Origin of the sequence: Micromonospora globbae (assembly GCF_036184225.1) — a bacterium.
Lineage (GTDB): Bacteria > Actinomycetota > Actinomycetes > Mycobacteriales > Micromonosporaceae > Micromonospora > Micromonospora globbae.
The window spans coordinates 1,719,378-1,739,411 of record NZ_CP108084.1 but is presented as its reverse complement, the minus strand read 5'-3'; the positions used below and the strand labels follow the sequence as shown (position 1 = coordinate 1,739,411).

18 protein-coding genes are annotated in these 20,034 nt (G+C 73.3%); 7 read left to right on the top strand and 11 right to left on the bottom strand.

The genetic code is table 11. The features are described from left to right. Positions 1-15 precede the first annotated feature (15 nt). A complete protein-coding gene (gene metH / locus OG994_RS07710) occupies positions 16-3,531 on the bottom strand; it encodes a methionine synthase (RefSeq protein ID WP_328852661.1) in 3,516 nt (1,171 codons plus the stop codon). Positions 3,532-3,870: 339 nt separating this feature from the next. Here metH and OG994_RS07705 point away from each other — a divergent pair, with 339 nt between their 5' ends. Both OG994_RS07705 and OG994_RS07700 read left to right on the top strand, forming a co-directional pair. Beyond that, the gene (locus OG994_RS07705; protein WP_120326992.1) at positions 3,871-4,740 is read left to right on the top strand and encodes a PAC2 family protein; all 870 of its coding nucleotides are present in this window, start codon (positions 3,871-3,873) and stop codon (positions 4,738-4,740) included. Positions 4,741-5,350: 610 nt separating this feature from the next. Next, positions 5,351-6,142 carry a GntR family transcriptional regulator gene (locus OG994_RS07700; RefSeq protein ID WP_120327097.1) on the top strand — a complete coding sequence of 264 codons (792 nt, stop codon included), beginning with the start codon at positions 5,351-5,353 and terminating at the stop codon, positions 6,140-6,142. A gap of 243 nt (positions 6,143-6,385) precedes the next feature. Here OG994_RS07700 and mshC read toward each other — a convergent pair whose 3' ends face one another. The 6 genes from mshC to OG994_RS07670 form a co-directional block, all read right to left on the bottom strand. Further along, positions 6,386-7,624 (bottom strand): cysteine--1-D-myo-inosityl 2-amino-2-deoxy-alpha-D-glucopyranoside ligase, encoded by a 1,239-nt coding sequence (mshC, locus tag OG994_RS07695; protein ID WP_328852660.1) that lies wholly within the window; start codon positions 7,622-7,624, stop codon positions 6,386-6,388. A 133-nt stretch (positions 7,625-7,757) separates the two neighbouring features. Next, the gene (locus tag OG994_RS07690) at positions 7,758-8,576 is read right to left on the bottom strand and encodes an SCO1664 family protein (protein WP_328852659.1); all 819 of its coding nucleotides are present in this window, start codon (positions 8,574-8,576) and stop codon (positions 7,758-7,760) included. Continuing rightward, entirely contained in the window at positions 8,573-9,151 is a 579-nt protein-coding gene (locus tag OG994_RS07685; RefSeq protein WP_120326989.1) for a DUF3090 domain-containing protein, read from the bottom strand. Before OG994_RS07685 ends, OG994_RS07690 begins: the two co-directional genes overlap by 4 nt. A 119-nt stretch (positions 9,152-9,270) precedes the next feature. Continuing rightward, positions 9,271-9,984, bottom strand: a complete 714-nt coding sequence (locus OG994_RS07680; RefSeq protein ID WP_328852658.1) for an MSMEG_4193 family putative phosphomutase — start codon at positions 9,982-9,984, stop codon at positions 9,271-9,273. An 88-nt stretch (positions 9,985-10,072) separates the two neighbouring features. After that, a complete protein-coding gene (locus tag OG994_RS07675; protein ID WP_328852657.1) occupies positions 10,073-10,717 on the bottom strand; it encodes a response regulator transcription factor in 645 nt (214 codons plus the stop codon). Beyond that, on the bottom strand, positions 10,714-11,820 hold the full coding sequence (locus OG994_RS07670; RefSeq protein ID WP_204985153.1) for a sensor histidine kinase: 1,107 nt from the start codon (positions 11,818-11,820) through the stop codon (positions 10,714-10,716). Before OG994_RS07670 ends, OG994_RS07675 begins: the two co-directional genes overlap by 4 nt. Positions 11,821-11,932: 112 nt before the next feature. Here OG994_RS07670 and OG994_RS07665 point away from each other — a divergent pair, with 112 nt between their 5' ends. The 3 genes from OG994_RS07665 (at position 11,933) to OG994_RS07655 (ending at position 14,503) form a co-directional block, all read left to right on the top strand. Beyond that, positions 11,933-12,673 carry an ABC transporter ATP-binding protein gene (locus tag OG994_RS07665; protein WP_328852656.1) on the top strand — a complete coding sequence of 247 codons (741 nt, stop codon included), beginning with the start codon at positions 11,933-11,935 and terminating at the stop codon, positions 12,671-12,673. Continuing rightward, a complete protein-coding gene (locus OG994_RS07660) occupies positions 12,661-13,425 on the top strand; it encodes an ABC transporter permease (RefSeq protein WP_328852655.1) in 765 nt (254 codons plus the stop codon). Before OG994_RS07665 ends, OG994_RS07660 begins: the two co-directional genes overlap by 13 nt. 487 nt (positions 13,426-13,912) lie before the next feature. Further along, positions 13,913-14,503: a hypothetical protein gene (locus tag OG994_RS07655; RefSeq protein WP_328852654.1), complete on the top strand. Its 591-nt coding sequence runs from the start codon at positions 13,913-13,915 to the stop codon at positions 14,501-14,503. A 99-nt stretch (positions 14,504-14,602) separates the two neighbouring features. Here the strand turns inward: OG994_RS07655 and OG994_RS07650 are convergent, their stop codons facing one another. Together OG994_RS07650 and OG994_RS07645 are read right to left on the bottom strand one after the other, a co-directional pair. Beyond that, positions 14,603-15,439, bottom strand: coding sequence for an undecaprenyl-diphosphate phosphatase (locus OG994_RS07650; protein ID WP_120326985.1), 837 nt, complete (start codon positions 15,437-15,439; stop codon positions 14,603-14,605). Beyond that, positions 15,436-16,488, bottom strand: a complete 1,053-nt coding sequence (locus tag OG994_RS07645; protein ID WP_120326984.1) for an LLM class F420-dependent oxidoreductase — start codon at positions 16,486-16,488, stop codon at positions 15,436-15,438. The genes OG994_RS07650 and OG994_RS07645 overlap by 4 nt, the downstream gene beginning before the upstream one ends. 189 nt (positions 16,489-16,677) lie before the next feature. Here OG994_RS07645 and OG994_RS07640 point away from each other — a divergent pair, with 189 nt between their 5' ends. Together OG994_RS07640 and OG994_RS07635 are read left to right on the top strand one after the other, a co-directional pair. Then, positions 16,678-17,649 (top strand): aldo/keto reductase, encoded by a 972-nt coding sequence (locus OG994_RS07640; RefSeq protein ID WP_120326983.1) that lies wholly within the window; start codon positions 16,678-16,680, stop codon positions 17,647-17,649. Between the two features lie 90 nt (positions 17,650-17,739). Then, positions 17,740-17,931, top strand: a complete 192-nt coding sequence (locus tag OG994_RS07635) for a DUF5703 family protein (protein ID WP_120326982.1) — start codon at positions 17,740-17,742, stop codon at positions 17,929-17,931. A 67-nt stretch (positions 17,932-17,998) separates the two neighbouring features. Here OG994_RS07635 and OG994_RS07630 read toward each other — a convergent pair whose 3' ends face one another. Both OG994_RS07630 and OG994_RS07625 read right to left on the bottom strand, forming a co-directional pair. After that, positions 17,999-18,655 carry a hypothetical protein gene (locus tag OG994_RS07630; RefSeq protein ID WP_120326981.1) on the bottom strand — a complete coding sequence of 219 codons (657 nt, stop codon included), beginning with the start codon at positions 18,653-18,655 and terminating at the stop codon, positions 17,999-18,001. A gap of 55 nt (positions 18,656-18,710) precedes the next feature. Then, positions 18,711-20,033 (bottom strand): M20/M25/M40 family metallo-hydrolase, encoded by a 1,323-nt coding sequence (locus tag OG994_RS07625; protein WP_120326980.1) that lies wholly within the window; start codon positions 20,031-20,033, stop codon positions 18,711-18,713. Position 20,034 lies beyond the last annotated feature (1 nt).

Genomic DNA, 20,034 nt, shown 5'->3' with positions numbered 1-20,034 from the left:
GCGGGCCTCCCCTTGTCACTTGGCGTTGAAGTAGCTCGCCTCCGGGTGGTGCACCACGATCGCGTCGGTGGCCTGCTCCGGCATGAGCTGGAACTCCTCCGACAGCTGCACACCGATCCGCTCGGCCCCGAGCAGCTCCACGATCTTGGCCCGGTCCTCCAGGTCGGGGCAGGCCGGGTAGCCGAACGCGTACCGGCAGCCCCGGTAGTCGGTGCGCAGCAGACCCGCCAGGTCCGTGGGGTCGTCGTCGGCGACCGTACGCCCGCCGGGCAGCGTCAGCTCGGCGCGCACCCGCTTGTGCCAGTACTCGGCCAACGCCTCGGTGAGCTGCACGGACAGGCCGTGCACCTCCAGGTAGTCGCGGTACTCGTTGCGGGCGAACAGCTTCGCCGTGTACTCGCTGATCGGCTGGCCCACCGTGACCAGCTGCAACGCCACGACATCCAGCTCGTCCCCCCGCGGGCGGAAGAAGTCGGCGAGACACAGCCGGCGCTCCTGCCGCTGCCGGGGGAACGAGAACCGGGCCCGCTCCGCGTGCCCGTTCTCGTCGAGCACCACGAGGTCGTTGCCCTCCGAGTACGCCGGGAAGTACCCGTACACCACCGCCGCCTCGAGCACCTGGTCGGCGATGAGCCGGTCCAGCCAGTAGCGCAGCCGCGGCCGGCCCTCGGTCTCCACCAGTTCCTCGTACGACGGGCCCTGGCCGCCGCGCGCCCCGCGCAGCCCCCACTGGCCCAGGAACGTGGCCCGCTCGTCGAGCAGCGCCGCGTAGTCCGCGAGCGGCACACCCTTGACCACCCGCGTACCGAAGAACGGCGGCGTGGGGATCTCCACGTCCACCGCCACGTCGGAGCGGACCGAGGCGTCGTCCAGCGCCGGCAGCGACTCGTGGACCACGGCCCGCTGCCGCTCCCGCCGGGCACGCCGCGCCGCGAGCGCCGCCTCCCGTTCCGGGTCGACCACCGGCGTGCCGCCCCGCTTGGCGGCCATCACCCGGTCCATGAGCGACAGGCCCTCGAACGCGTCCCGCGCGTAGTGCACCTGCCCGGGGAACATCGACCGCAGGTCGTCCTCGACGTACGCCCGGGTGAGCGCCGCACCACCCAGCAGCACCGGCCAGCGCTCCGCGACCCCGCGACTGGCCATCTCGGCCAGGTTCTCCTTCATGACGACCGTGCTCTTCACGAGCAGCCCGGACATGCCGATCGCGTCGGCCCGGTGCTCCTCGGCGGCGTCGAGGATCGCGCTGATCGGCTGCTTGATGCCGATGTTCACGACCTCGTAGCCGTTGTTGGACAGGATGATGTCGACGAGGTTCTTGCCGATGTCGTGCACGTCGCCCTTGACGGTGGCCAGCACGATCCGGCCCTTGCCGCCGTCGTCGGCCTTCTCCATGTGCGGTTCGAGGTACGCGACCGCGGCCTTCATCACCTCGGCCGACTGGAGCACGAACGGCAACTGCATCTGGCCGGACCCGAACAGCTCGCCGACGACCTTCATGCCGTCCAGCAGCGTGTCGTTGATGATCGACAGGGGCGTACGGCCCTCGGCCATCGCCGCGTCCAGGTCGGCCTCCAGGCCGTTGCGCTCGCCGTCGATGATCCGCCGCTTGAGCCGCTCCCCCAGCGGCAACGCGGCCAGTTCCTCGGCCCGGCTGATCCGCGCCGACGCCGCGTCGACCCCCTCGAACAGCTCGATGAAGCGCTGCACCGGGTCGTACCCCTCGCGGCGCCGGTCGTAGATCAGGTCGAGCGCGACCTCGCGCTGCTCCTCCGGGATCTTCGACATCGGCAGGATCTTGCTGGCGTGCACGATGGCCGAGGTCAGCCCGGCCTGCACGCACTCGTGCAGGAAGACCGAGTTGAGCACCTGCCGGGCCGCCGGGTTCAGACCGAACGACACGTTGGAGATGCCGAGCGTGAAGTTGACACCCGGCCAGCGGCGGGCGATCTCCCGGATCGCCTCGATCGTCTCGACGCCGTCGCGGCGGGTCTCCTCCTGCCCCGTGGCGATCGGGAAGGTCAGCGCGTCGATCAGGATGTCCGACCGGCGCATCCCCCACCGCCCGGTGAGGTCCTCGATGAGCCGCTCCGCGACGCGGATTTTCCACTCCCGCGTACGCGCCTGGCCCTCCTCGTCGATGAGCAGCGCCACGACGGCCGCACCGTGCTCCCGGACCACCGGCATCACCCGGGCGTAGCGGGAGGTCGGGCCGTCGCCGTCCTCGAAGTTCACCGAGTTGACCACGCACCGGCCGCCGAGCATCTCCAGCCCCGCCTCGATCACCGCCGGCTCGGTCGAGTCCAGCATGATCGGCAGGGTGGACGCGGTGGCGAACCGGCCGGCCAGCTCCCGCATGTCCTGGGTGCCGTCGCGGCCCACGTAGTCGACGCAGAGATCCAGCAGGTGCGAGCCGTCCCGGGCCTGCCCCCGGGCGATCTCGACGCACGCCTGCCAGTCCCCGGCGAGCATCGCCTCCCGGAACGCCTTCGAACCGTTGGCGTTGGTGCGCTCCCCCACCATCAACACGCTGGCGTCCTGCGCGAACGGCACGTGGTGGTAGATCGACGACACCCCCGCCTCCGGCGCCGGCCGCCGGTCGACCGGCCGGAGCCCGCCCACCCGCTCCACGAGCACCCGGATGTGCTCGGGCGTCGTGCCGCAGCAGCCGCCGACCAGCGCCACCCCGTAGTCGGTGATGAACTGCTCCAGGGCGTCGGCCAGCTCCACCGGGCTGAGCGGGAAGTACGCCCCGTCGGCGGTGAGCACCGGCAGGCCCGCGTTCGGCATCACCGAGACCGGGATCCGCGAGTGCTGCGACAGGTAGCGCAGGTGCTCGCCCATCTCCGCCGGGCCCGTCGAGCAGTTGAGGCCGATCAGGTCGACGCCGAGCGGCTCGATGGCGGTCAGCGCCGCGCCGATCTCGCTGCCGAGGAGCATGGTGCCCGTCGTCTCCACGGCGACCTGACAGATGATCGGCACGTCCCGCCCCAGCTCGGCCCGCGCCCGCTTGGACCCCACCACCGCGGCCTTGACCTGGAGCAGGTCCTGGCACGTCTCGATGATGAGCGCGTCGGCGCCGCCGGCGATGAGGCCCGCGGCGTTCTCCTGGTATGCGTCGCGGAGGGTCGCGTACGCGGCGTGACCCAGGGTGGGCAGCTTGGTGCCGGGCCCCATCGAGCCGAGCACGAACCGCGGCCGCTCCGCCGTCGCGTACGCGTCCGCGGCCTCCCGGGCCAACCGCGCCCCCGCCTCGGAGAGTTCCCGGATGCGGTCGGCGATGCCGTACTCGGCGAGGTTCGGCAGGTTCGCCCCGAAGGTGTTCGTCTCGACGCAGTCCGCGCCCGCGGCCAGGTACGCCTCGTGCACGCCCCGCACGACATCCGGGCGGCTGACGTTGAGGATCTCGTTGCAGCCCTCGTGCCCCTCGAAGTCGTCCAGCGTCAGCTCGGCGGCCTGCAGCATCGTGCCCATCGCCCCGTCGGCGACGAGGATCCGGTCGGCCAGCGCGTCGAGAAACGAAGTCTGCACGGCTTCAGGCTAATGCGGCGGAGACGTCACCGACCCTCCCCGGCGCGCCGTCCCACATTCTGTCGGCTGGATCACGCAGTCCGGTTCGACCGGTCCCGCCGGGTTGTGCGCACGGTTGTCCCCCGGCCGCGTGTTCGGTGGTCCGCCGGGTCGTCCGCCCGGCCCGACCGGCGCGGCCGGCGGGCCGCATCCCGGCCCGGGACGTAGGCTGACGGACGTGAAGGAGTACAGGGACGCCACCACGCGCCAGGGGCGGTCGGCCGGGCCCCGCCCGGCGCGCCGAGGACGACCGACCGGGCCCCGCCCGGGTCGGCGTCACGAGCAGGGTGAGGTGACGGCGTGACCGAGTTCGACGGACTGCCGGTGCTGCGCTCCCCGGTGGCCATCGCCGCGTTCGAAGGCTGGAACGACGCCGCCGACGCCTCCACCGCCGCGGTCGAGCACCTCGAGCAGGTCTGGGAGGCCCGACCGATCACCGAGCTGGACCCGGAGGACTTCTACGACTTCCAGGTGAGCCGGCCGACGATCACCATGGCGGAGGGCGAGACACGCCGCGTCGAGTGGCCCACCACCCGGTTCATGGTCGCCAGCCCCGAGGGCACCGAGCGGGACGTGGTGCTCATCCGCGGCATCGAGCCGAGCATGCGTTGGCGCACCTTCTGCGAACAGGTGCTGGAGGTCTGCCACAGCCTGGAGGTCGAACGGGTGGTGCTCCTCGGGGCGCTGCTGGCCGACGTGCCGTACACGCGGCCGCTGCCGATCAGCGGCAGCGCCTCCGACACCCGGGCCGCCCAGCGCTACCAGCTGACCCCCACCCGCTACGACGGCCCCACCGGCATCGTGGGCGTGCTGCACGACGCGTGCACCCGGGCCGAGGTGGACGCCGTGTCGTTCTGGGTGCATGTGCCGCACTACGCCAACAACCCGCCCTGCCCCAAGGCCACCCTCGCCCTGCTGCACCGGGTCGAGGAGGTTCTCGACCTGCCGGTGCCCATGGCCGACCTGGCCGAGGAGGCCGCCGAGTGGGAACAGCGGGTCCGCAACGCCGCCGAGCAGGACGCCGAACTCGGTGAGTACGTCCGCGAGCTCGAGGAACGCGTCGGCGACGCGGGCATCACCCCGCTGACCGGCGACGAGATCGCCCAGGAGTTCGAGAAGTACCTGCGCCGCCGGGGCGGCTCCGCCGGCCCGACCGCCGGCTCCTGGTAACGCGCTTCTGACGTACGGTGCCCGGGTCGCCCACGGCCCGGGCACCGTCGTGTCGGCTCCCCGTGACCGTCTGAGCTTTGTCGTGCCCGCCCCGCCGTGCCCGCCCCGAGCCCCGTCCGTTGGCCGTGCTCGCGCGACTGCCCGGGCTCCGTCGTGCCGGAGTCCCCTCGGTAGCCGCCGGCTTGAGGCCACTACTTCCCGGATGTTGTCGGATCGTCGCGGGGTTGATGCCCCTACTTCCGGGATGTTGCCGGGGTGCCCGGCCGACGCCACCCCGTCCTGGTTGTGGAGGTCCCCCGCCGGGCGAGGCCGCTACTTCCTGGATGTTGTGGCTTCCGCCGCGGCCTGAGGCCACTACTTCCTGGATGTTGTCGGGTCCGGTGCCCGTTGAGGCCACTACTTCCTGGATGTGGGGGCTCCGCCGCTGGGTGAGCCCACCACTTCGTGGATGGTGCGGTGCCGAGCCTCTTTCTGCGGGTCGCCGCGCCGCACGGCGGCAGATGCCCGCCGAGCCGGTCGCTCGGCATCTGCTGCCGTCGGCGTGTCGGGGTCGCGCGCCACACCCTCCCTACGGCATCCTAGGAACCTAGCCGTGGACGAGGAGGAGGGCATGCAGATCAATCCGGGCGCCGCCGAGTTCCCGCACCGGCAGATCGCCGCGCAGCTCAAGGCTCGGGTGCGTCGCGGTGACTGGGCACCCGGCGAGCGCCTGCCGTCGATCCCGGCCATGGCGGAGATGTTCGGCGTGGCCAAGCAGACCGTCCAGCGTGCCGTCGACCAGCTCCGCGTCGAGGGCGTCCTGATCACCAAGCCCGGCTCGGGCACGTACGTCCGAGGCACCCGGCGGCGACTCAACCGCCTCTCCCGCGGTCGCTACGGCGGCTTCCGCGGCTACCACACCGATCTCGCCGCCCGATACCGGCAGCAGCTCGTCTCCGTCGGGCGCGCCCCCGCGCCGCCCGAGGTCGCCGACGCCTTCGGCGTGGCCGACGGCACCGAACTGATCTGCCGTCGGCACCTCGTCCGCACCGACGACTCCCCCGTCGAGGTGGGCGCGTCCTGGTTCCTGCCGGCCGACGCCGCCGGCACGTCCCTCGAACGGGCCGAGGCGTTCGGCCGGCCGCTCTACCAGGAGGCCGAGGAGGCGACGGGGCGCCGGTACGTCACCGCCACCGACACGATCAGCGCCCGCCAGCCCAGCCGGGAGGAGGCGGAAACCCTGCAGATCAGGCCCGACACACCGGTGCTGCACCTGCTGCACGTCGCCTACGACGGCGCCCGCAAGCCGATCGAGGTCGCCCAGGCGACCTGGCCCGGACCGATGACCACCCTCACCGAGGAGTACAAGATCCCGGCCCCGGCCGCAGAACCGGACCCCGACCCCGGCCTGGTCCTGGGCTGACCGGGGCGGGCGGGGAGGGGCGTGGTCCTGGGCTGACCGCCCCAGCCCCAGCCCCAGCCCCAGCCCCAGCCCCAGCCCCAGCCCCAGCGATCTTGCACTTTCGGCCCTCGATTCGCGGCTAACGCCCCGATTCGCCCGGGCACAAAGTGCAAGATCGCGGGGGTGGGGGCCGCGGGAGCGCATGGAGCCCACGGAGCGCGCGCGGCGCCGGGGCCCTGTGGGCTTGGCGCGCGGGGGCGGGGACTAGAGGGCTACGCCGAGGAGGGCGTCGACCGTCTTCGCGAACAGCGCCGGCGCGCCCGCATCGTCGCCCACGCCGGCCAGCGCCTGCTCCGCCCACGCGTCGGCCAGCGCCAGCGCGCCGGGGCTGTCGAGGTCGTCGGCGAGCCGTGCGCGTACGCCCTCGAGGAACTCGGCCCCCGACGGCCCGGCGGGCGCGGCGGCGGCCCGGCGCCAGCGGGCCAGCCGCTCCTGCGCGGCGGCCAGCAGCTCCCCGGTCCAGGCCCGGTCGCTGCGGTAGTGCCCGGCCAGCAGCGCCAGCCGGACCGCCATCGGGTCCACCTTGTCGGCGCGCAGCCGGGACACGAACACGAGGTTGCCCTTGGACTTGGACATCTTCTCGCCGTCCAGCCCGATCATGCCGGCGTGCACGTAGTGGCGGGCGAACGGCGCCTCGCCGGTGAGCCGCTCGGCGTGCGCCGCGGACGCCTCGTGGTGCGGGAAGAGCAGGTCGTTGCCGCCGCCCTGCACGTCGATCCGGTCACCGAGCAGGTTGAGCGCGATGACGGCGCACTCGATGTGCCAGCCGGGCCGCCCGGCGCCCAGCTCGCCGCCCGGCCAGGACGGCTCGCCCTCACGGGCGCCGCGCCACAGCAGCGGGTCGAGCGGGTCGCGCTTGCCGGCCCGGTCGGGGTCGCCGCCGCGCTCGGGGAAGATCTCCAGCATCTCGTCCCGGCTGAGGTTGGACTCGTAGCCGAAGCGGGGCGCGGCGGAGACGTCGAAGTAGATGTCGCCGGTGCCGTCGTCGAGGCGGTACGCGGCGCCGTCCTTGAGCAGGAGCAGCACCTTGTCGGCGATGTCCGGGATCGACTCGACGGCGCCCACGTAGTGCTCCGGCGGGATGATCCGCAGCGTCTCCATGTCCTCCCGGAACAGCGCCGTCTCCCGCATCGCGAGGACCACCCAGTCCTCGCCGTCGCGCTCGGCGCGTTCCAGCAGCGGGTCGTCGATGTCGGTGACGTTCTGCACGTACCGCACCGTCAGGCCGGCGTCCCGCCACATGCGCTGCACCAGGTCGAACGTGATCATGGTGGCGGCGTGGCCGAGGTGCGTGGCGTCGTACGGGGTGATGCCGCAGACGTACATCCGCGCCACGTCGGCCGGGTCACTCGGGTGGATGCCCTGTCGCGCCGAGTCGTACAACCTCAGCGGCTGGCCCCTGCCCGGCAGCCGCGGCACCTCGTGTCCCGCCCACGCTTCCATGATTGCCAGCCTAACGAGCCGTACGACAGCGGGTGGGCACGGCCACGGGTGATCAACATGACAGCGCCGGGCGGGACGCGGCCGGGCGGGCTGCCGGGCCGCGGCCCCGAAGGCCCCGGGCGGACCCCGCCGGTCAGATCGGCGGCCAGGGGACCGCCGGCCAGTCCTCGGACGGCAGCGGGAACCGGCCGGTGTCGCGCAGCCGGTCGATGCGGGCGGCCAGCTCGGCGATCTCGCTGATCGTGAGGTGCTCGGCCAGTTCCTCGCCGAGCGGCCCGGCGACCTGGCCGGCGAGCGTGTCGAGGACCTGCACGGCGTCCGGCGGCAACTGCCGACCGGCCCAGCCCCAGAGCACCGTGCGCAGCTTCCCCTCGACGTGGAAGCTCACCCCGTGGTCGACGCCGTAGATCCGGTCGTCCGGCCCGACGAGCACGTGCCCGCCCTTGCGGTCCGCGTTGTTGATCACGGCGTCGAGCACCGCGAGCCGCGCCAGGCGGGGATCGTCGGCGTGCGCCAGGGCGTACGGGGTGCCGTCGTCGTCGCGGGCCGCGGCGATCGCGAACCAGCGGGGCGGCAGCGCGTCGGCCGGCACGAACCCGACCAGCGGCTCGGCGTCGGCCGGCTCGTCGATCCAGAGCTGGCACGATCCCGGGCCGAACGGGCCGTCGCGCAGGACCGTCGGGGGGACCAGGTCCCAGCCGGTGGCCCGGGAGACCAGGTAGGCCGAGACCTCCCGGCCGGCCAGGGTGCCGTCCGGGAAGTCCCACAGCGGCCGTTCACCGCGTACCGGCTTGTAGACGCAGTGGGCGCTGACCCCGTCGCGGGTCAGCACCCCGCGCAGCGTGGCGTTCGACGCGTCGACGAGCCGTCCTTCGAGGGTGAGCTCGCCGTCGCGCAGCAAGCGGAGCGCGGCGTCGCCGTCCTGCCGGGGCTGGATGCCGGACGACGTCACCGGTGGTAACCGTTGTGCCGCGGGCAGAGGTGCCCGGCGGGGTCCAGCGGCTGGCCGCAGAGCGGGCAGGGCGGGCGGCCGGCGTTGACCACGCGGCGGGCCCGCTCGATGAACTCGCGGGTCGCCTGCGGGGTCAGCCGGACCCGCAGCCGGTCGAGGTCGTCGTCCGGCTCGTCGTCGTCCTCGTCCTCGTCGTCGTCGGAACCGCCCAGCTCGACCTCGGCCTCCGCCTCGCCGGCGGCGATCGCCTCGATCACGACGGTCGCGGTGTCGACGTCGAAGGCCAGGCCGAGGGTGCCGACGCGGAACTCCTCGTCGACGGGCGTGTCCAGCGGGTCGTTGTCGCCGAGCGTCGTGGGCGCCTCGGGCAGCTCCACCCCGAACCGGCGGTGGGCCTCGGTGAGCAGTTCCTCGAGCTTCTCGGCGAGCAGGGACACCTGGACCTTCTCCAGCGCGACGCTGACCAGCCGGCCTCCGCCGCGGGCCTGGAGGAAGAACGTCCGCTCCCCCGGAGGCCCGACGGTCCCGGCGACGAACCGCTCCGGCGGCTCGAAGGCGTGCACCTGGTGGGTCATACCCACGACCCTATCCGGCCCGTCACGGCGTCGCGCACCCCACCGACCCGAATCGCCGCCTCGCGCCACACCCGGCGCAGCCCACCCGGCCGCCCCGCGTGGCCCGGCGCCGGGCGTGGTCACCGGGTCGCGCCGGCGCCGCCGCCCACCGCCGCGTCCGAGTCGGCCCGCCGGGGGGCCCGCCGGCGCCGCTTGCGCGGCGGCGGGACCAGGCCCGCGAGGTCGCCGCCGGTGTCGTTCAGGCGTACGAGGAACGGCCGCAGCGGGGTGTAGCGGATCACGGTCACCGACGCCGGGTCGGCCACGACCCGCTGGAACAGATCCAGGTGTACGCCGAGCGCGTCCGCCACGATGGCCTTGATCACATCGCCGTGGCTGCAGGCCAGCCAGAGCGCCTCGGGGCCGTGCTCGGCGTTGACCCGGGCGTCCCAGGACCGCACCGCCGCGACGGCGCGGGCCGCCATCTCGGCCATCGCCTCCCCCTCGGGGAAGACGGCCGCGCTCGGGTGCTGCTGCACCACCGGCCAGAGCGGGTCCTTGGCCAGCTTCTTGAGCGGCTGCCCCTCCCAGCTGCCATACCCGCACTCGACGAGCCGATCCTCCACGACCGGGGCGACGTCCGGCAGCGCCAGTTCGAGGGTCTGCCGGCAGCGGACGAGGGGGCTGGTCACCACGGCGGCGAGGGGCAGCCCGCGCAGCCGTTCACCGACGGCGGCCGCCTGCCCCCGGCCGGTCTCGTCCAGCTCGACCGGTTGCCGGCCGGCCAGGCCGCCATCGGCGTTCGCGGTCGTCCGGCCGTGTCGCAGAAGCAGAAGGGTCGCCACGGTGACCACCCTAGGGCCTGCCCCGCCGCCCCGGCCCGCCGCGCGCCCCGGGTCGGCACGCGCCGCGGCACCGGCGTCCGGACGGGTGCGACCCGGCTCAGCGCAGGATGCCCTCGTGCAGGGCCCGCAGCACCGCGTTGGTGCGGTCCCGGGCGCCGAGCTTGAGCAGGATCGTCGAGACGTGGTTCTTCACGGTCCCCTCGGCGAGGAACAGGGCGCCGGCGATCTCCCGGTTGGTGTACCCCTCGGCCACCAGCCGCAGCACCTCCAATTCGCGTCCGGTCAGCTCCTGCGGGGTGGACCCGGCCACGCCGACGGGGGCGGGCGCCGACCGGATGGCGCGCAGCAGCCGGTCGGTGATCGACGCGGCGATGAGCGTCCCGCCCGAGGCGAGGGTCTCGACGGCCCGGGTCAGCTGCTCGAGCGTGACGTCCTTGAGCAGGTAGCCGCGCGCGCCGGCGCGTACGGCGTCGAGGAGGAGAGCGTCGTCGTCGAAGGTGGTGAGCACGAGCACGGGTACGTCCACCGCACGGTCGCTCAGCTGCCGCAGCGTCCAGATGCCGTCGCGGTGCGGCATGCGCAGGTCGAGCAGGGCGACGTCCGGGCGGTGCGCCACGATGACGTCCAGCGCCGCCGCGCCGTCGTCCGCCTCCCCCACGACCTCGATGCCCGCGAGGTCGAGCAGGCGGCGGATGCCCTGACGGACCAGCGTCTGGTCGTCCACCACCACGACCCGGGTCATCGGACCGGCGCCCACGCGGTGACCCGGAAGCCGGACGCGCCGTCGTACGCGATGTCACCGCCGAGCGCCGCGAACCGCTCCGCGATCCCGCGCAGCCCGTTGCCCGGGACCACCTCGGCGGCGCCCTTCCCGTCGTCGGACGCCGTGAGCCGGATCGTGTCGCCGTCGCGCGCCACGCTAATCCACAGCTCCCGCGCCGCGGCGTGACGCAGCGTGTTCGTCACGATCTCCTGCACGGCCCGGACGAGGGCGGCCGTCTGCTCCTCGTCGGCCTCGACGTCGTCGCTCACCTCGACCGCGACGTCCAGGCCGGGAACGTCGCGGCCGACGTCACGCAGCGCCTGCGCAAGGTCGGTGGCCGGCGCGGCGCGCAGCGCGCCGACCGTGACGCGCACGTCCGCGAGCACGTCGCGGGCCACCTGGTTCGCCCGCTCGACGTGCTCCCGCGCGGACTCCCCCGTGCGGTGGCGGGCCGCCTCCAGTTCCAGCGTGAGGACGGTGAGCTGGTGGCCGATGAGGTCGTGCAGCTCGCGGGAGATGCGCAGGCGTTCCGCCGTACGCGCGGACCCGGCCAGCAGCACGCTCGCGGCCTGCAGGTCGACGTGCGCCCGGGCGAGTTCGTGGCGCAGGCGCCGCTCCCGCCCGATCGCCGTGAGGCTGAACACCGTCGCGAGCTGGATCAGCGCGTAGAACACCGGGGCGGCCGCGAGCTGGAACCCGTCGTCGTGCACCCGGCTCACGGACACCGCCACCACGGCGGTGTTCAACGCGACCACCACGAGGTTGGCCGGCAGTCGGACGACCTCCGGCCCGAGTGCGGCGACCACGACCAGCAGGATCGGCAGCAGCCCGGCCTGCGGGGCGGAGAGCACGGTGCCCCAACTGGCCGCCACGGCGACGCCGAAGGCGGCACGTCGCGGGAGGAGACGCCCCGCCCCGGCGACGGCGACGAGGGCCGCGACCAGTGTCGTGAGGAGCAGCGCGACCCACACCGGTGGCGGAACGTCCGGCTCGACCAGACCGACCACGACGGGCGACGCGGCGCCCAGGCACACGGCGAGCATCACGAGGCCGGCCCACTCGTCGAGCCCCACGCGACGCATGGGTCCACTGTAGCGACGGGGCCACCCCGGCCAGGGGTGCCGGAAGTCACGACCGACGTCGCTGACCTGCGGCACAGGCGGCCGAGCGGGTGCGGCGCCCACGATCGAGGGCATGAGCGTTCCCGCGATCCAGGTCGAACATCTGCACAAGCGGTACGGCGACGTCGTCGCGGTCGAGGACGTGAGCTTCGAGGTGGCCGCCGGCGAGGTGCTGGGTCTGCTCGGCGTCAACGGGGCGGGCAAGACGACGACGGTCGAGCTGATCGCCGGCCTGCGTACGCCCGATGAGGGCCGGATCCGGGTGCTGGGCCTCGACCCGCGCCGGGACCGCGGCGCCCTGCGCCAGGTGCTCGGTGTGCAGTTGCAGCAGACGTACCTGCACCACGCCCTCACCGTCGCCGAACTCGTCGACCTCTACCGGGCCTTCTACCCGGACCCGCGCCCCGCGGCCGACCTGCTGGACCTGGTCGAGCTGGGCGGGCACGCCCGGACCCGCTTCGAGAAGCTGTCCGGGGGCCAGCAACAGCGACTGTCCATCGCCCTGGCCCTGGTCGGCCGGCCGCGCGTGGTGATCCTCGACGAGCTCACGACCGGGCTGGACCCGCGGGCCCGGCGCCGGGTGTGGGCGGGCGTCGAGGAACTGCGCGCGGAGACCGTGCTGCTGGTGAGCCACTCGATGGACGAGGTCGAGCGGCTCTGCGACCGGGTGGCCGTCCTCGACGGCGGCCGGCTCGTCGCCCTCGACACGCCCGCCGGGCTGGTCGCCCGGGCCGGCACGACGGACCTGGAGGAGGCGTTCGTCGCGCTCACCGGCAGGGAACTCGCCCCGGAGGAGGACGGGTGTCCGAGGTGACGGTGCGGCGGCCGGGTCCGCGGGCCTGGGCGACCCTGATCCGGTGCGAGGCGAAGATGGTCGTCCGGGACACCGCCGGGCTGGTCGTGCCGATCGCCCTGCCACTCCTGATCATGGTGATGAACGCCTCGGCCGCCGGTCAGGAGACGGTCGTCAACGGCCGCTCGGCGTTGGACGTCCACGTCCTGCCGTTGGTCTTCACGATCGTCCTCGCCTCGATCGGCATCATCAACATGCCGAGCTTCCTGGCGTACTACCGCCGCGCCGGCGTGCTGCGCCGGCTCGCGGTCACCCCGGCCTCGCCGGCGATGGTCCTCGTGGCGCAGTTCGTGGTGAGCCTCGCGCAGGCCGTGGTCGGCATCGGCGCGGCCTACGCCGTGGCCGTGCTCGCCTTCGGCGCGCTGCCGCCCGTCGACACCGGGGTGGCCCTCGCCGTCGTGGGGCTCGCGGTCGCCGCCATGTACGGGTGGGGCATGGTCGTGGCGTCCGTGGCGCCCACGCCGAACTCCGCCGTGGCCATCGGTCTGATCGGCTTCTTCGCGCTCGGGGCGGTGGGCGGGATGTTCGGCGGCACCGCCGTCCTGCCGGAGCCGGTTGCGCGGCTCGGCTCCTGGCTGCCGTTCGGCGCGACGGTCGAGGCGTTGTCCGCGGCCTGGGCCGGATCGCCCGTCGACGCGTCGCACCTCGTCGGCCTGGCGCTGTCGGCGGTCGTCGGGGCGGTCGTGGCCACCATCCTGTTCCGCTGGGACTGAGGCCGATGTCCGCGAACGGCCCGGCTCGACCCGTCCGGGGCCGGTGTCCGGTTCCTGGGAGGTGGCCGCCTGGGGGTGTGTCCGGTATGGGGTGGTCTGGGGTGTGGCCGGTGGCACCCTGGGGCCGGAATCGTGGGCGGGCCGGGGTCGTTGAACACCCCTGACGGCCGAGGCAGCACGGCCCCCTGGCCCGCGTGGCCCGCTCGATCGGCGGGACCGCCGGGAATGATGGCGGGCCGCCGGTCGTTGAACACCGATCCACGGCCCCGGTAGGGCACCGCCCCGCCGCCGCCCCCCGGCCTGGCGCCGGGGAATGACGGCCGGCCCCGGGTCGTTGGACACGGACCCGGCCCGGTGCGGCACCCCCGCCCACCACAGGCCGCGAGACTTTCCCCCCTTCGAGCGCACCCCCGTGCTCGTTCCCCTGAGATCCACGCCCTGATCCCCCGAACGGGTGTGGACCTTCACCCCCTGAGGAGCTTTGATCATGAACACGATCCTGCGGAAGAGCATGCTCAGTGTCGCTGGTCTGGCGTTCGCCACCGGTGTGGCCGCCGGCCCCGTGACCGCCCACGCCGCCCCGGTGCACGAGGCGAAGCCCGTCGCGGTCGTCCACACCGACAAGCCGGGCGTGGACACGGCGAAGCTGATCCCGCACGGCACCCAGGGCGCCCAGTCCCGTATCGCCCTGAACGACGAGCAGACCGCGAACGCGAAGGCGATCATCGCGGCGACGAAGAAGGCCGGCCTGCCCGAGCGGGCGGCGGTCATCTCCATCGCCACGAGCCTGCAGGAGTCCAAGCTGGAGAACCTGGGCCACCTCGGCGACGCCAACGACCACGACTCGCTGGGCCTGTTCCAGCAGCGCCCGAGCTCGGGTTGGGGCACGCCGGAGCAGATCACCGACCCCGAGTACTCCACCACCGCCTTCCTGAAGGGCCTCAAGCAGGTCGACGGGTGGCAGGACATGCCGCTGACCGACGCCGCGCAGACCGTGCAGGTGTCGGCCTACCCCGACGCCTACGCCCAGTGGGAACAGCAGGCCGCCGACCTGGTCGCCCAGCACTGGAACAGCTGACACCCCCACAGCGGACCACCACACAGACCTGACACACAAGGGGGAAACACGCTGGCCGGCACCCGTTCGGGTGCCGGCCAGCGGCATGTCACGGGTGGATCAGGTCGCGCTGATCTGGCCCGTCAGGAGCAGCGCCAGCACCAGCGTGCCGAGCGCCACCCGGTAGAGCACGAACACGTACAGGGTGTGGTGGGCGACGTAGCGCAGCAGCCAGGCGATGGCCGCGTACCCGATGCCGAACGCGATGATCGTGGCGACGATCATCTGGGCGACGGTCGGTGCGGCCGTGCCGGCCGCGGCCGGTTCGAACACGTCGCCGAGGCTGAACACCCCGGACATGACGACGGCCGGGATGGCCAGCAGGAACGAGTACCGGGCCGCGGCCTCCCGGGTCAGGTTCAGCAGCAGGCCGGCGGTGAGCGTGCCGCCGGAGCGGGACACCCCGGGCACCAGCGCCATGGCCTGGGCGAAGCCCATGACCACGCCGTCGCGCATCCGGAAGTTCTCCAGCGTGCGGGTCTGCCGGCCCCAGTACTCGGCGAACGCGAGCACGAAGGCGAACACGATCAGCGTGGTGGAGACCAGCCACAGGTTGCGCCCCGCGGTGCGGATCTGGTCCTTGAACACGAATCCGAACAGCCCGATCGGGATCGAGCCGACGATGACGTACCAGCCCATCCGGTAGTCCATGCTCGACCGCACCGACCGGTCCCACAGGCCGACGATCCAGGTGCGGGCGATCCGCCAGATGTCCTTGGCGAAGTAGATGAGCACGGCCGCCTCGGTGCCGAGCTGCGTCACCGCCGTGAACGACGCGCCCGCGTCACGCCCGAAGAAGATCGCCGAGGTGATCCGCAGGTGCCCCGACGAGCTGACCGGCAGGAATTCCGTGAGCCCCTGGACGACGCCCAGGACGATGGCCTCGATCCAGGTCACTCGCCGACTCCGGCGAGATCGAGCGCCTCGGCGACGGTACGCAGGGTCTGCACGCCGCTCTCCCGGTCGGCCCCGAACAGCGTCACCGACAGGGTGGTCACGCCGGAGGCGGCGTACTCCCGCATCCGCTCGGCGATGCGCTCCTTCGGCCCGAGCAGCGACGTACGGTCGATGAACTCCATCGGCACGGCGGCCGCGGCGTCGCGGTGCCGCTTGGCCAGGTAGAGGTCCTGTACCTCGCGCGCGGCGTCGCCGTAGCCCATCCGGGTGGCCAGCTGGTTGTAGAAGTTCTGCTTCCGGCTGCCCATGCCGCCCACGTAGAGGGCCGCGTACCAGCGGACCAGCTCGGCGCAGGACGCGACGTCGTCGCCGACCACCACGGGCACCGACGGGACCACGTCGAAGCCCGTCAGGTCCTTGCCGACCTTCTCGCGGCCGGCCCGCACCGCGCGGAGGTGCTCCTCGGCGAACTCCGGGGAGTAGAACACGGCCAGCCACCCGTCGGCGATCTCGCCGGCGAGTTCGAGGTTCTTCGGGCCGACGGCGGCGAGGTAGATCGGGATGTGCTCGCGCGGCGGGTGGAAGCTCAGCCGCAGGGCCTTGCCGGGGCCGTCGGGCAGGGGCAGCGTGTAGTGCTCACCGTCGTACGCCACCTCCTTGCGGCCGACCGCCAGCTTGACGATCTCCACGAACTCGCGGGTCCGGGCGAGGGGCTTGCCGAAGCGTACGCCGTGCCAGCCCTCCGAGACCTGCGGCCCGGACACGCCCAGGCCCAGCCGGAACCGGCCGCCGGAGAGCGTGTCGATGGTCGCCGCGGTCATCGCCGTCGCGGCGGGTGTGCGGGCGGGGATCTGCATCACCGCGCTGCCCACGTCGATCCGGTCGGTCTGCCCGGCGATCCACGCGAGGATGCTGGGCGCGTCGGAGCCGTACGCCTCCGCCGCCCACACCACCGAATAGCCGAGCCGGTCCGCCTCCTGGGCCAGGGCCAGGTGGTCGGCCGGCGTGGTCCACGCCGTCTGGTATCCGAGGCTCAGCCCGAGTCGCAATCGTCCTCCCCCATCCGCACCACAGGTCGCACCAGGTTACGCAATGCCGGCGGCGGGTTCGATCACCGGCTCACCGGGAGGCGGTCGGGACGGTGTCGGGGCGTCGCGCCGGCAGGATCACCGGCAGACACGCCAGACATGACGGGAGCGAGGATATCGGTTGCGCCGGGTTCGAAATAAGGTTCACCCATGCAACAGCGACCGCTCGGCCGAAGCGGGCTGGCGGTTTCGCGGCTCGCCCTCGGCACCATGACCTGGGGTCGGGACACCGACGCCGACGACGCGGCCGCCCAGCTGAAGAGCTACCTCGACGCGGGCGGCAACCTGATCGACACGGCCGACGTCTACGGCGACGGCGACGCCGAGTCGGTGATCGGGTCTCTGCTCGGCACCCTGGTCCCCCGTGACGAGCTGCTGATCGCCACCAAGGCGGGGCTGCGGCCCGGGCACGGCCGGCGCCGCGACAACTCCCGCGGGCACCTGCTGCGTACGCTCGACGCGTCGCTGCGCCGCCTCGGCACGGATCACGTCGACCTGTTCCAGGTCCACGGCTACGACCCGGACACCCCCCTGGAGGAGACCCTCGCGGCGCTCGACCACGCGGTGGCCAGCGGCCGGGTGCGCTACGTCGGGGTGTCGAACTTCTCCGGCTGGCAGACCGCGCGGGCCGCGGCCTGGCAGGCGGCCTGGCCGGGGCGGGCGCCGGTGGTGGCCGCCCAGGTCGAGTACTCGCTGCTGGAGCGGGGCGTGGAGCGGGAGGTGCTGCCCGCCTGCGAGGCGCTCGGCCTCGGCGTGCTGCCCTGGTCGCCGCTGGGCCGGGGAGTGCTGACCGGCAAGTACCGGCACGGCCGGCCGGCCGACTCCCGGGCCGCCTCGCCGCACTTCGAGCGGTTCGTCGCCACGTACCTGGAGCCGCGCTGTTCGAGCATCGTCGAGGCGGTGGCGACGGCCGCCAGTGGGCTGGGCGTCTCGCCGCTGGAGGTGGCGCTGGCCTGGGTGCGGGACCGGCCCGGGGTGACCGCGCCGATCCTCGGGGCCCGCACGGTGGGCCAGTTGCTCGGCGCCCTCCAGGTGGAGCGGATGACGCTGCCGGAGGAGATCACCACGGCGCTCGACGACGTGTCGGCGGTGCCCGTCGGGTATCCCGAGCGGGACAGCTGAGGGCCGGGCGGCACGAAACGCCCGGGCAGCGGCGCCGGTCACGCCCCGGGGGGGTGGCGGACGGTGCCCGGGCTGGGCAGCATAGGGCCCATGGACTACGAATACGCGCCGCTGCGGTTGCCGCCGAACGTCGACCGGGTGACCGCCGCGGCGCAGCTGGCGATCCAGGCGGAGTTCTCCGGATGGGAGCTGGCCCGGGTGCGGCTGTTCCGGGACGGTACGCGGCAGGTGATGCTGCGCCGTCGGCGGGTCAACCAGCCGCAGCCGGGCCTGTCGTACTGAACGGGCGACCGTTGCCGGCCGCTGCGGGGCCCCACGCCGTCGCGTGCGGGCCCCGCAGCGGGGCCGCCTAGTGCACGTGGTCGTGCTCGTCCTCGAGGTCGAGGAACGGGTGCTCGTCGAGGCGGCCGATCAGCCGGTCGTCCGCGGCCGGCTGGAACGGGCCAACCGGGTCGTCGTCCTCGAACGACTCCAGGTCGACCGGGGTGCCGACCTCGCTGACCATCACCACCCCGTCGAGCGGTTCCAGCTCCGGGATGTCCAGGGCGCCGAGCGACCCGTCGCCGCTCTGCAGCAGCTCCAGCACCGCCTCGCCGACACCCTCCACCGGCGCGGGCTCGTCGTCCTCCGGCGTGCCCTCCCGGCGGGCGATCTCGGCCACCCGCATCAGCGCCGAGACGCTGGGCACCCGGTAGTCCCGGCGCTGCCGTACGGAGATCACCCGCGGGTGCGGGTCGGTGGCCTCCAGGCCCTCCACGCCACCGCCGAAGCGCTCGTCCGCCTCGTCCGGGTCGATGGACTCGACGTCCCACGGGGTGACCTCGCCGAAGGCGTCCAGGAGTTGCTCGTCGTAGGCGTAGGAGGCGTTGTTCAGCTCCACGTACGCCTGCCAGACGGCGTCGTCGTCGATGCGGCCCTGGGCGGCCCGTACGGCGGCCAGGTGGCGGCGGGCCGCGTCGATCACCCGCTCGAGGGCGGCGTCCAGCTCACCATGCTGGTCGGTCATGCGAGGTTGTCCCTTCACGATGGGAGGTTCCGCGTCGGCTGCCACCGGACACGGGCTAGCAGGTGCGGAGGAACCGGTCGAGAACCCGCACGCCGAACTGTAGTCCCTCGACCGGGACCCGCTCGTCGATGCCGTGGAACAACGCGGAGAAGTTCAGGTCGGGCGGCAGCCGCAGCGGCGCGAACCCGAAGCAGCGGATGCCGAGCTTCGAGAACGCCTTGGCGTCCGTGCCGCCGGAGAGCATGTACGGCACCGGGTGGGCGCCCGGGTCCTCGGCGCGCAGGGCGGCCGACATCGCGTCGACGAGGTCGCCGTCGAAGGTCGTCTCCAGGGCCGGCTGCCGCTGGATGTACTCGATGGCGATGTCCGGCCCGACCAGCTCACGCAGCTGCGCCTCCAGCAGCTCCGACTGCCCGGGCAGGCTGCGGCAGTCGATGGTGGCGGTGGCCCGGCCGGGGATCACGTTGTCCTTGTAGCCGGCCGCGAGCCGCGTCGGGTTCGCGGTGTTGCGGACGGTGGCGCCGATGATGTTGGCGATCGGGCCGAGCTTGGCGATGGCGGTCTCCGGGTCCTCCGGGTCGAGTTCGATGCCCAGCAGCTCGCTGACCTGTTCGAGGAACGCCCGCACGGTGGGGGTGACCACCACCGGGAAGCGGTGCCGGCCCACGCGGGCGACCGCCTCGGCGAGGGCGGTGACCGCGTTGTCGTCGTGCACCATCGAGCCGTGCCCGGGCCGGCCCTTGGCGTGCAGCCGCAACCAGTCGAGGCCCTTCTCGGCGGTCTCGATGAGGTAGAGGCGCTGGCTGTCGTTCACCGAGTACGAGAAGCCGCCCACCTCGCCGATCGCCTCGGTGCAGCCGTCGAAGAGGTCGCGGTGCCGCTCGACCAGGAAGTGCGCGCCGTAGTCGCTGCCCGCCTCCTCGTCGGCGGTGTAGGCCAGCACGATGTCGCGGGCCGGGCGTACGCCGGTGCGCTGCCAGTGCCGCACCACGGCGAGGACCATGGCGTCGAAGTCCTTCATGTCGATGGCGCCTCGGCCCCAGAGGTAGCCGTCGCGGATCTCACCGGAGAAGGGGTGCACCGACCACTCGTCCGGGTCCGCCGGCACGACGTCGAGGTGGCCGTGGACCAGCAGCGCGGGGCGTCCCGGGTCGGTGCCGGCGATGCGGGCGACGACGTTGGCCCGGCCGGGCGCGGACTCGTGGATCTCGGCGGCGAGCCCCACCTCGGTGAGCTTCTCCGCCACGTACTCGGCGGCGCGGCGCTCGCCCACGCTGGTGTCGTTGTCGCCGGTGTTGGTGGTGTCGATCCGGAGCAGGTCGCGGCAGAGGTCGACGACCTCGTCGGTGGGTGCGGGTCGGGTGGCGTCGCTCGTCATC

Coding starts and splice junctions, on each gene's coding strand:
- OG994_RS07700 (WP_120327097.1), top strand. CDS start 5,351: ATGCAGATCAATCCGGGCGCCGCCGAGTTCCCGCACCGGCAGATCGCC.
- mshC (WP_328852660.1), bottom strand. CDS start 7,624: ATGGAAGCGTGGGCGGGACACGAGGTGCCGCGGCTGCCGGGCAGGGGC.
- OG994_RS07685 (WP_120326989.1), bottom strand. CDS start 9,151: ATGACCCACCAGGTGCACGCCTTCGAGCCGCCGGAGCGGTTCGTCGCC.
- OG994_RS07675 (WP_328852657.1), bottom strand. CDS start 10,717: ATGACCCGGGTCGTGGTGGTGGACGACCAGACGCTGGTCCGTCAGGGC.
- OG994_RS07670 (WP_204985153.1), bottom strand. CDS start 11,820: ATGCGTCGCGTGGGGCTCGACGAGTGGGCCGGCCTCGTGATGCTCGCC.
- OG994_RS07665 (WP_328852656.1), top strand. CDS start 11,933: ATGAGCGTTCCCGCGATCCAGGTCGAACATCTGCACAAGCGGTACGGC.
- OG994_RS07655 (WP_328852654.1), top strand. CDS start 13,913: ATGAACACGATCCTGCGGAAGAGCATGCTCAGTGTCGCTGGTCTGGCG.
- OG994_RS07640 (WP_120326983.1), top strand. CDS start 16,678: ATGCAACAGCGACCGCTCGGCCGAAGCGGGCTGGCGGTTTCGCGGCTC.
- OG994_RS07635 (WP_120326982.1), top strand. CDS start 17,740: ATGGACTACGAATACGCGCCGCTGCGGTTGCCGCCGAACGTCGACCGG.
- OG994_RS07630 (WP_120326981.1), bottom strand. CDS start 18,655: ATGACCGACCAGCATGGTGAGCTGGACGCCGCCCTCGAGCGGGTGATC.
- OG994_RS07625 (WP_120326980.1), bottom strand. CDS start 20,033: ATGACGAGCGACGCCACCCGACCCGCACCCACCGACGAGGTCGTCGAC.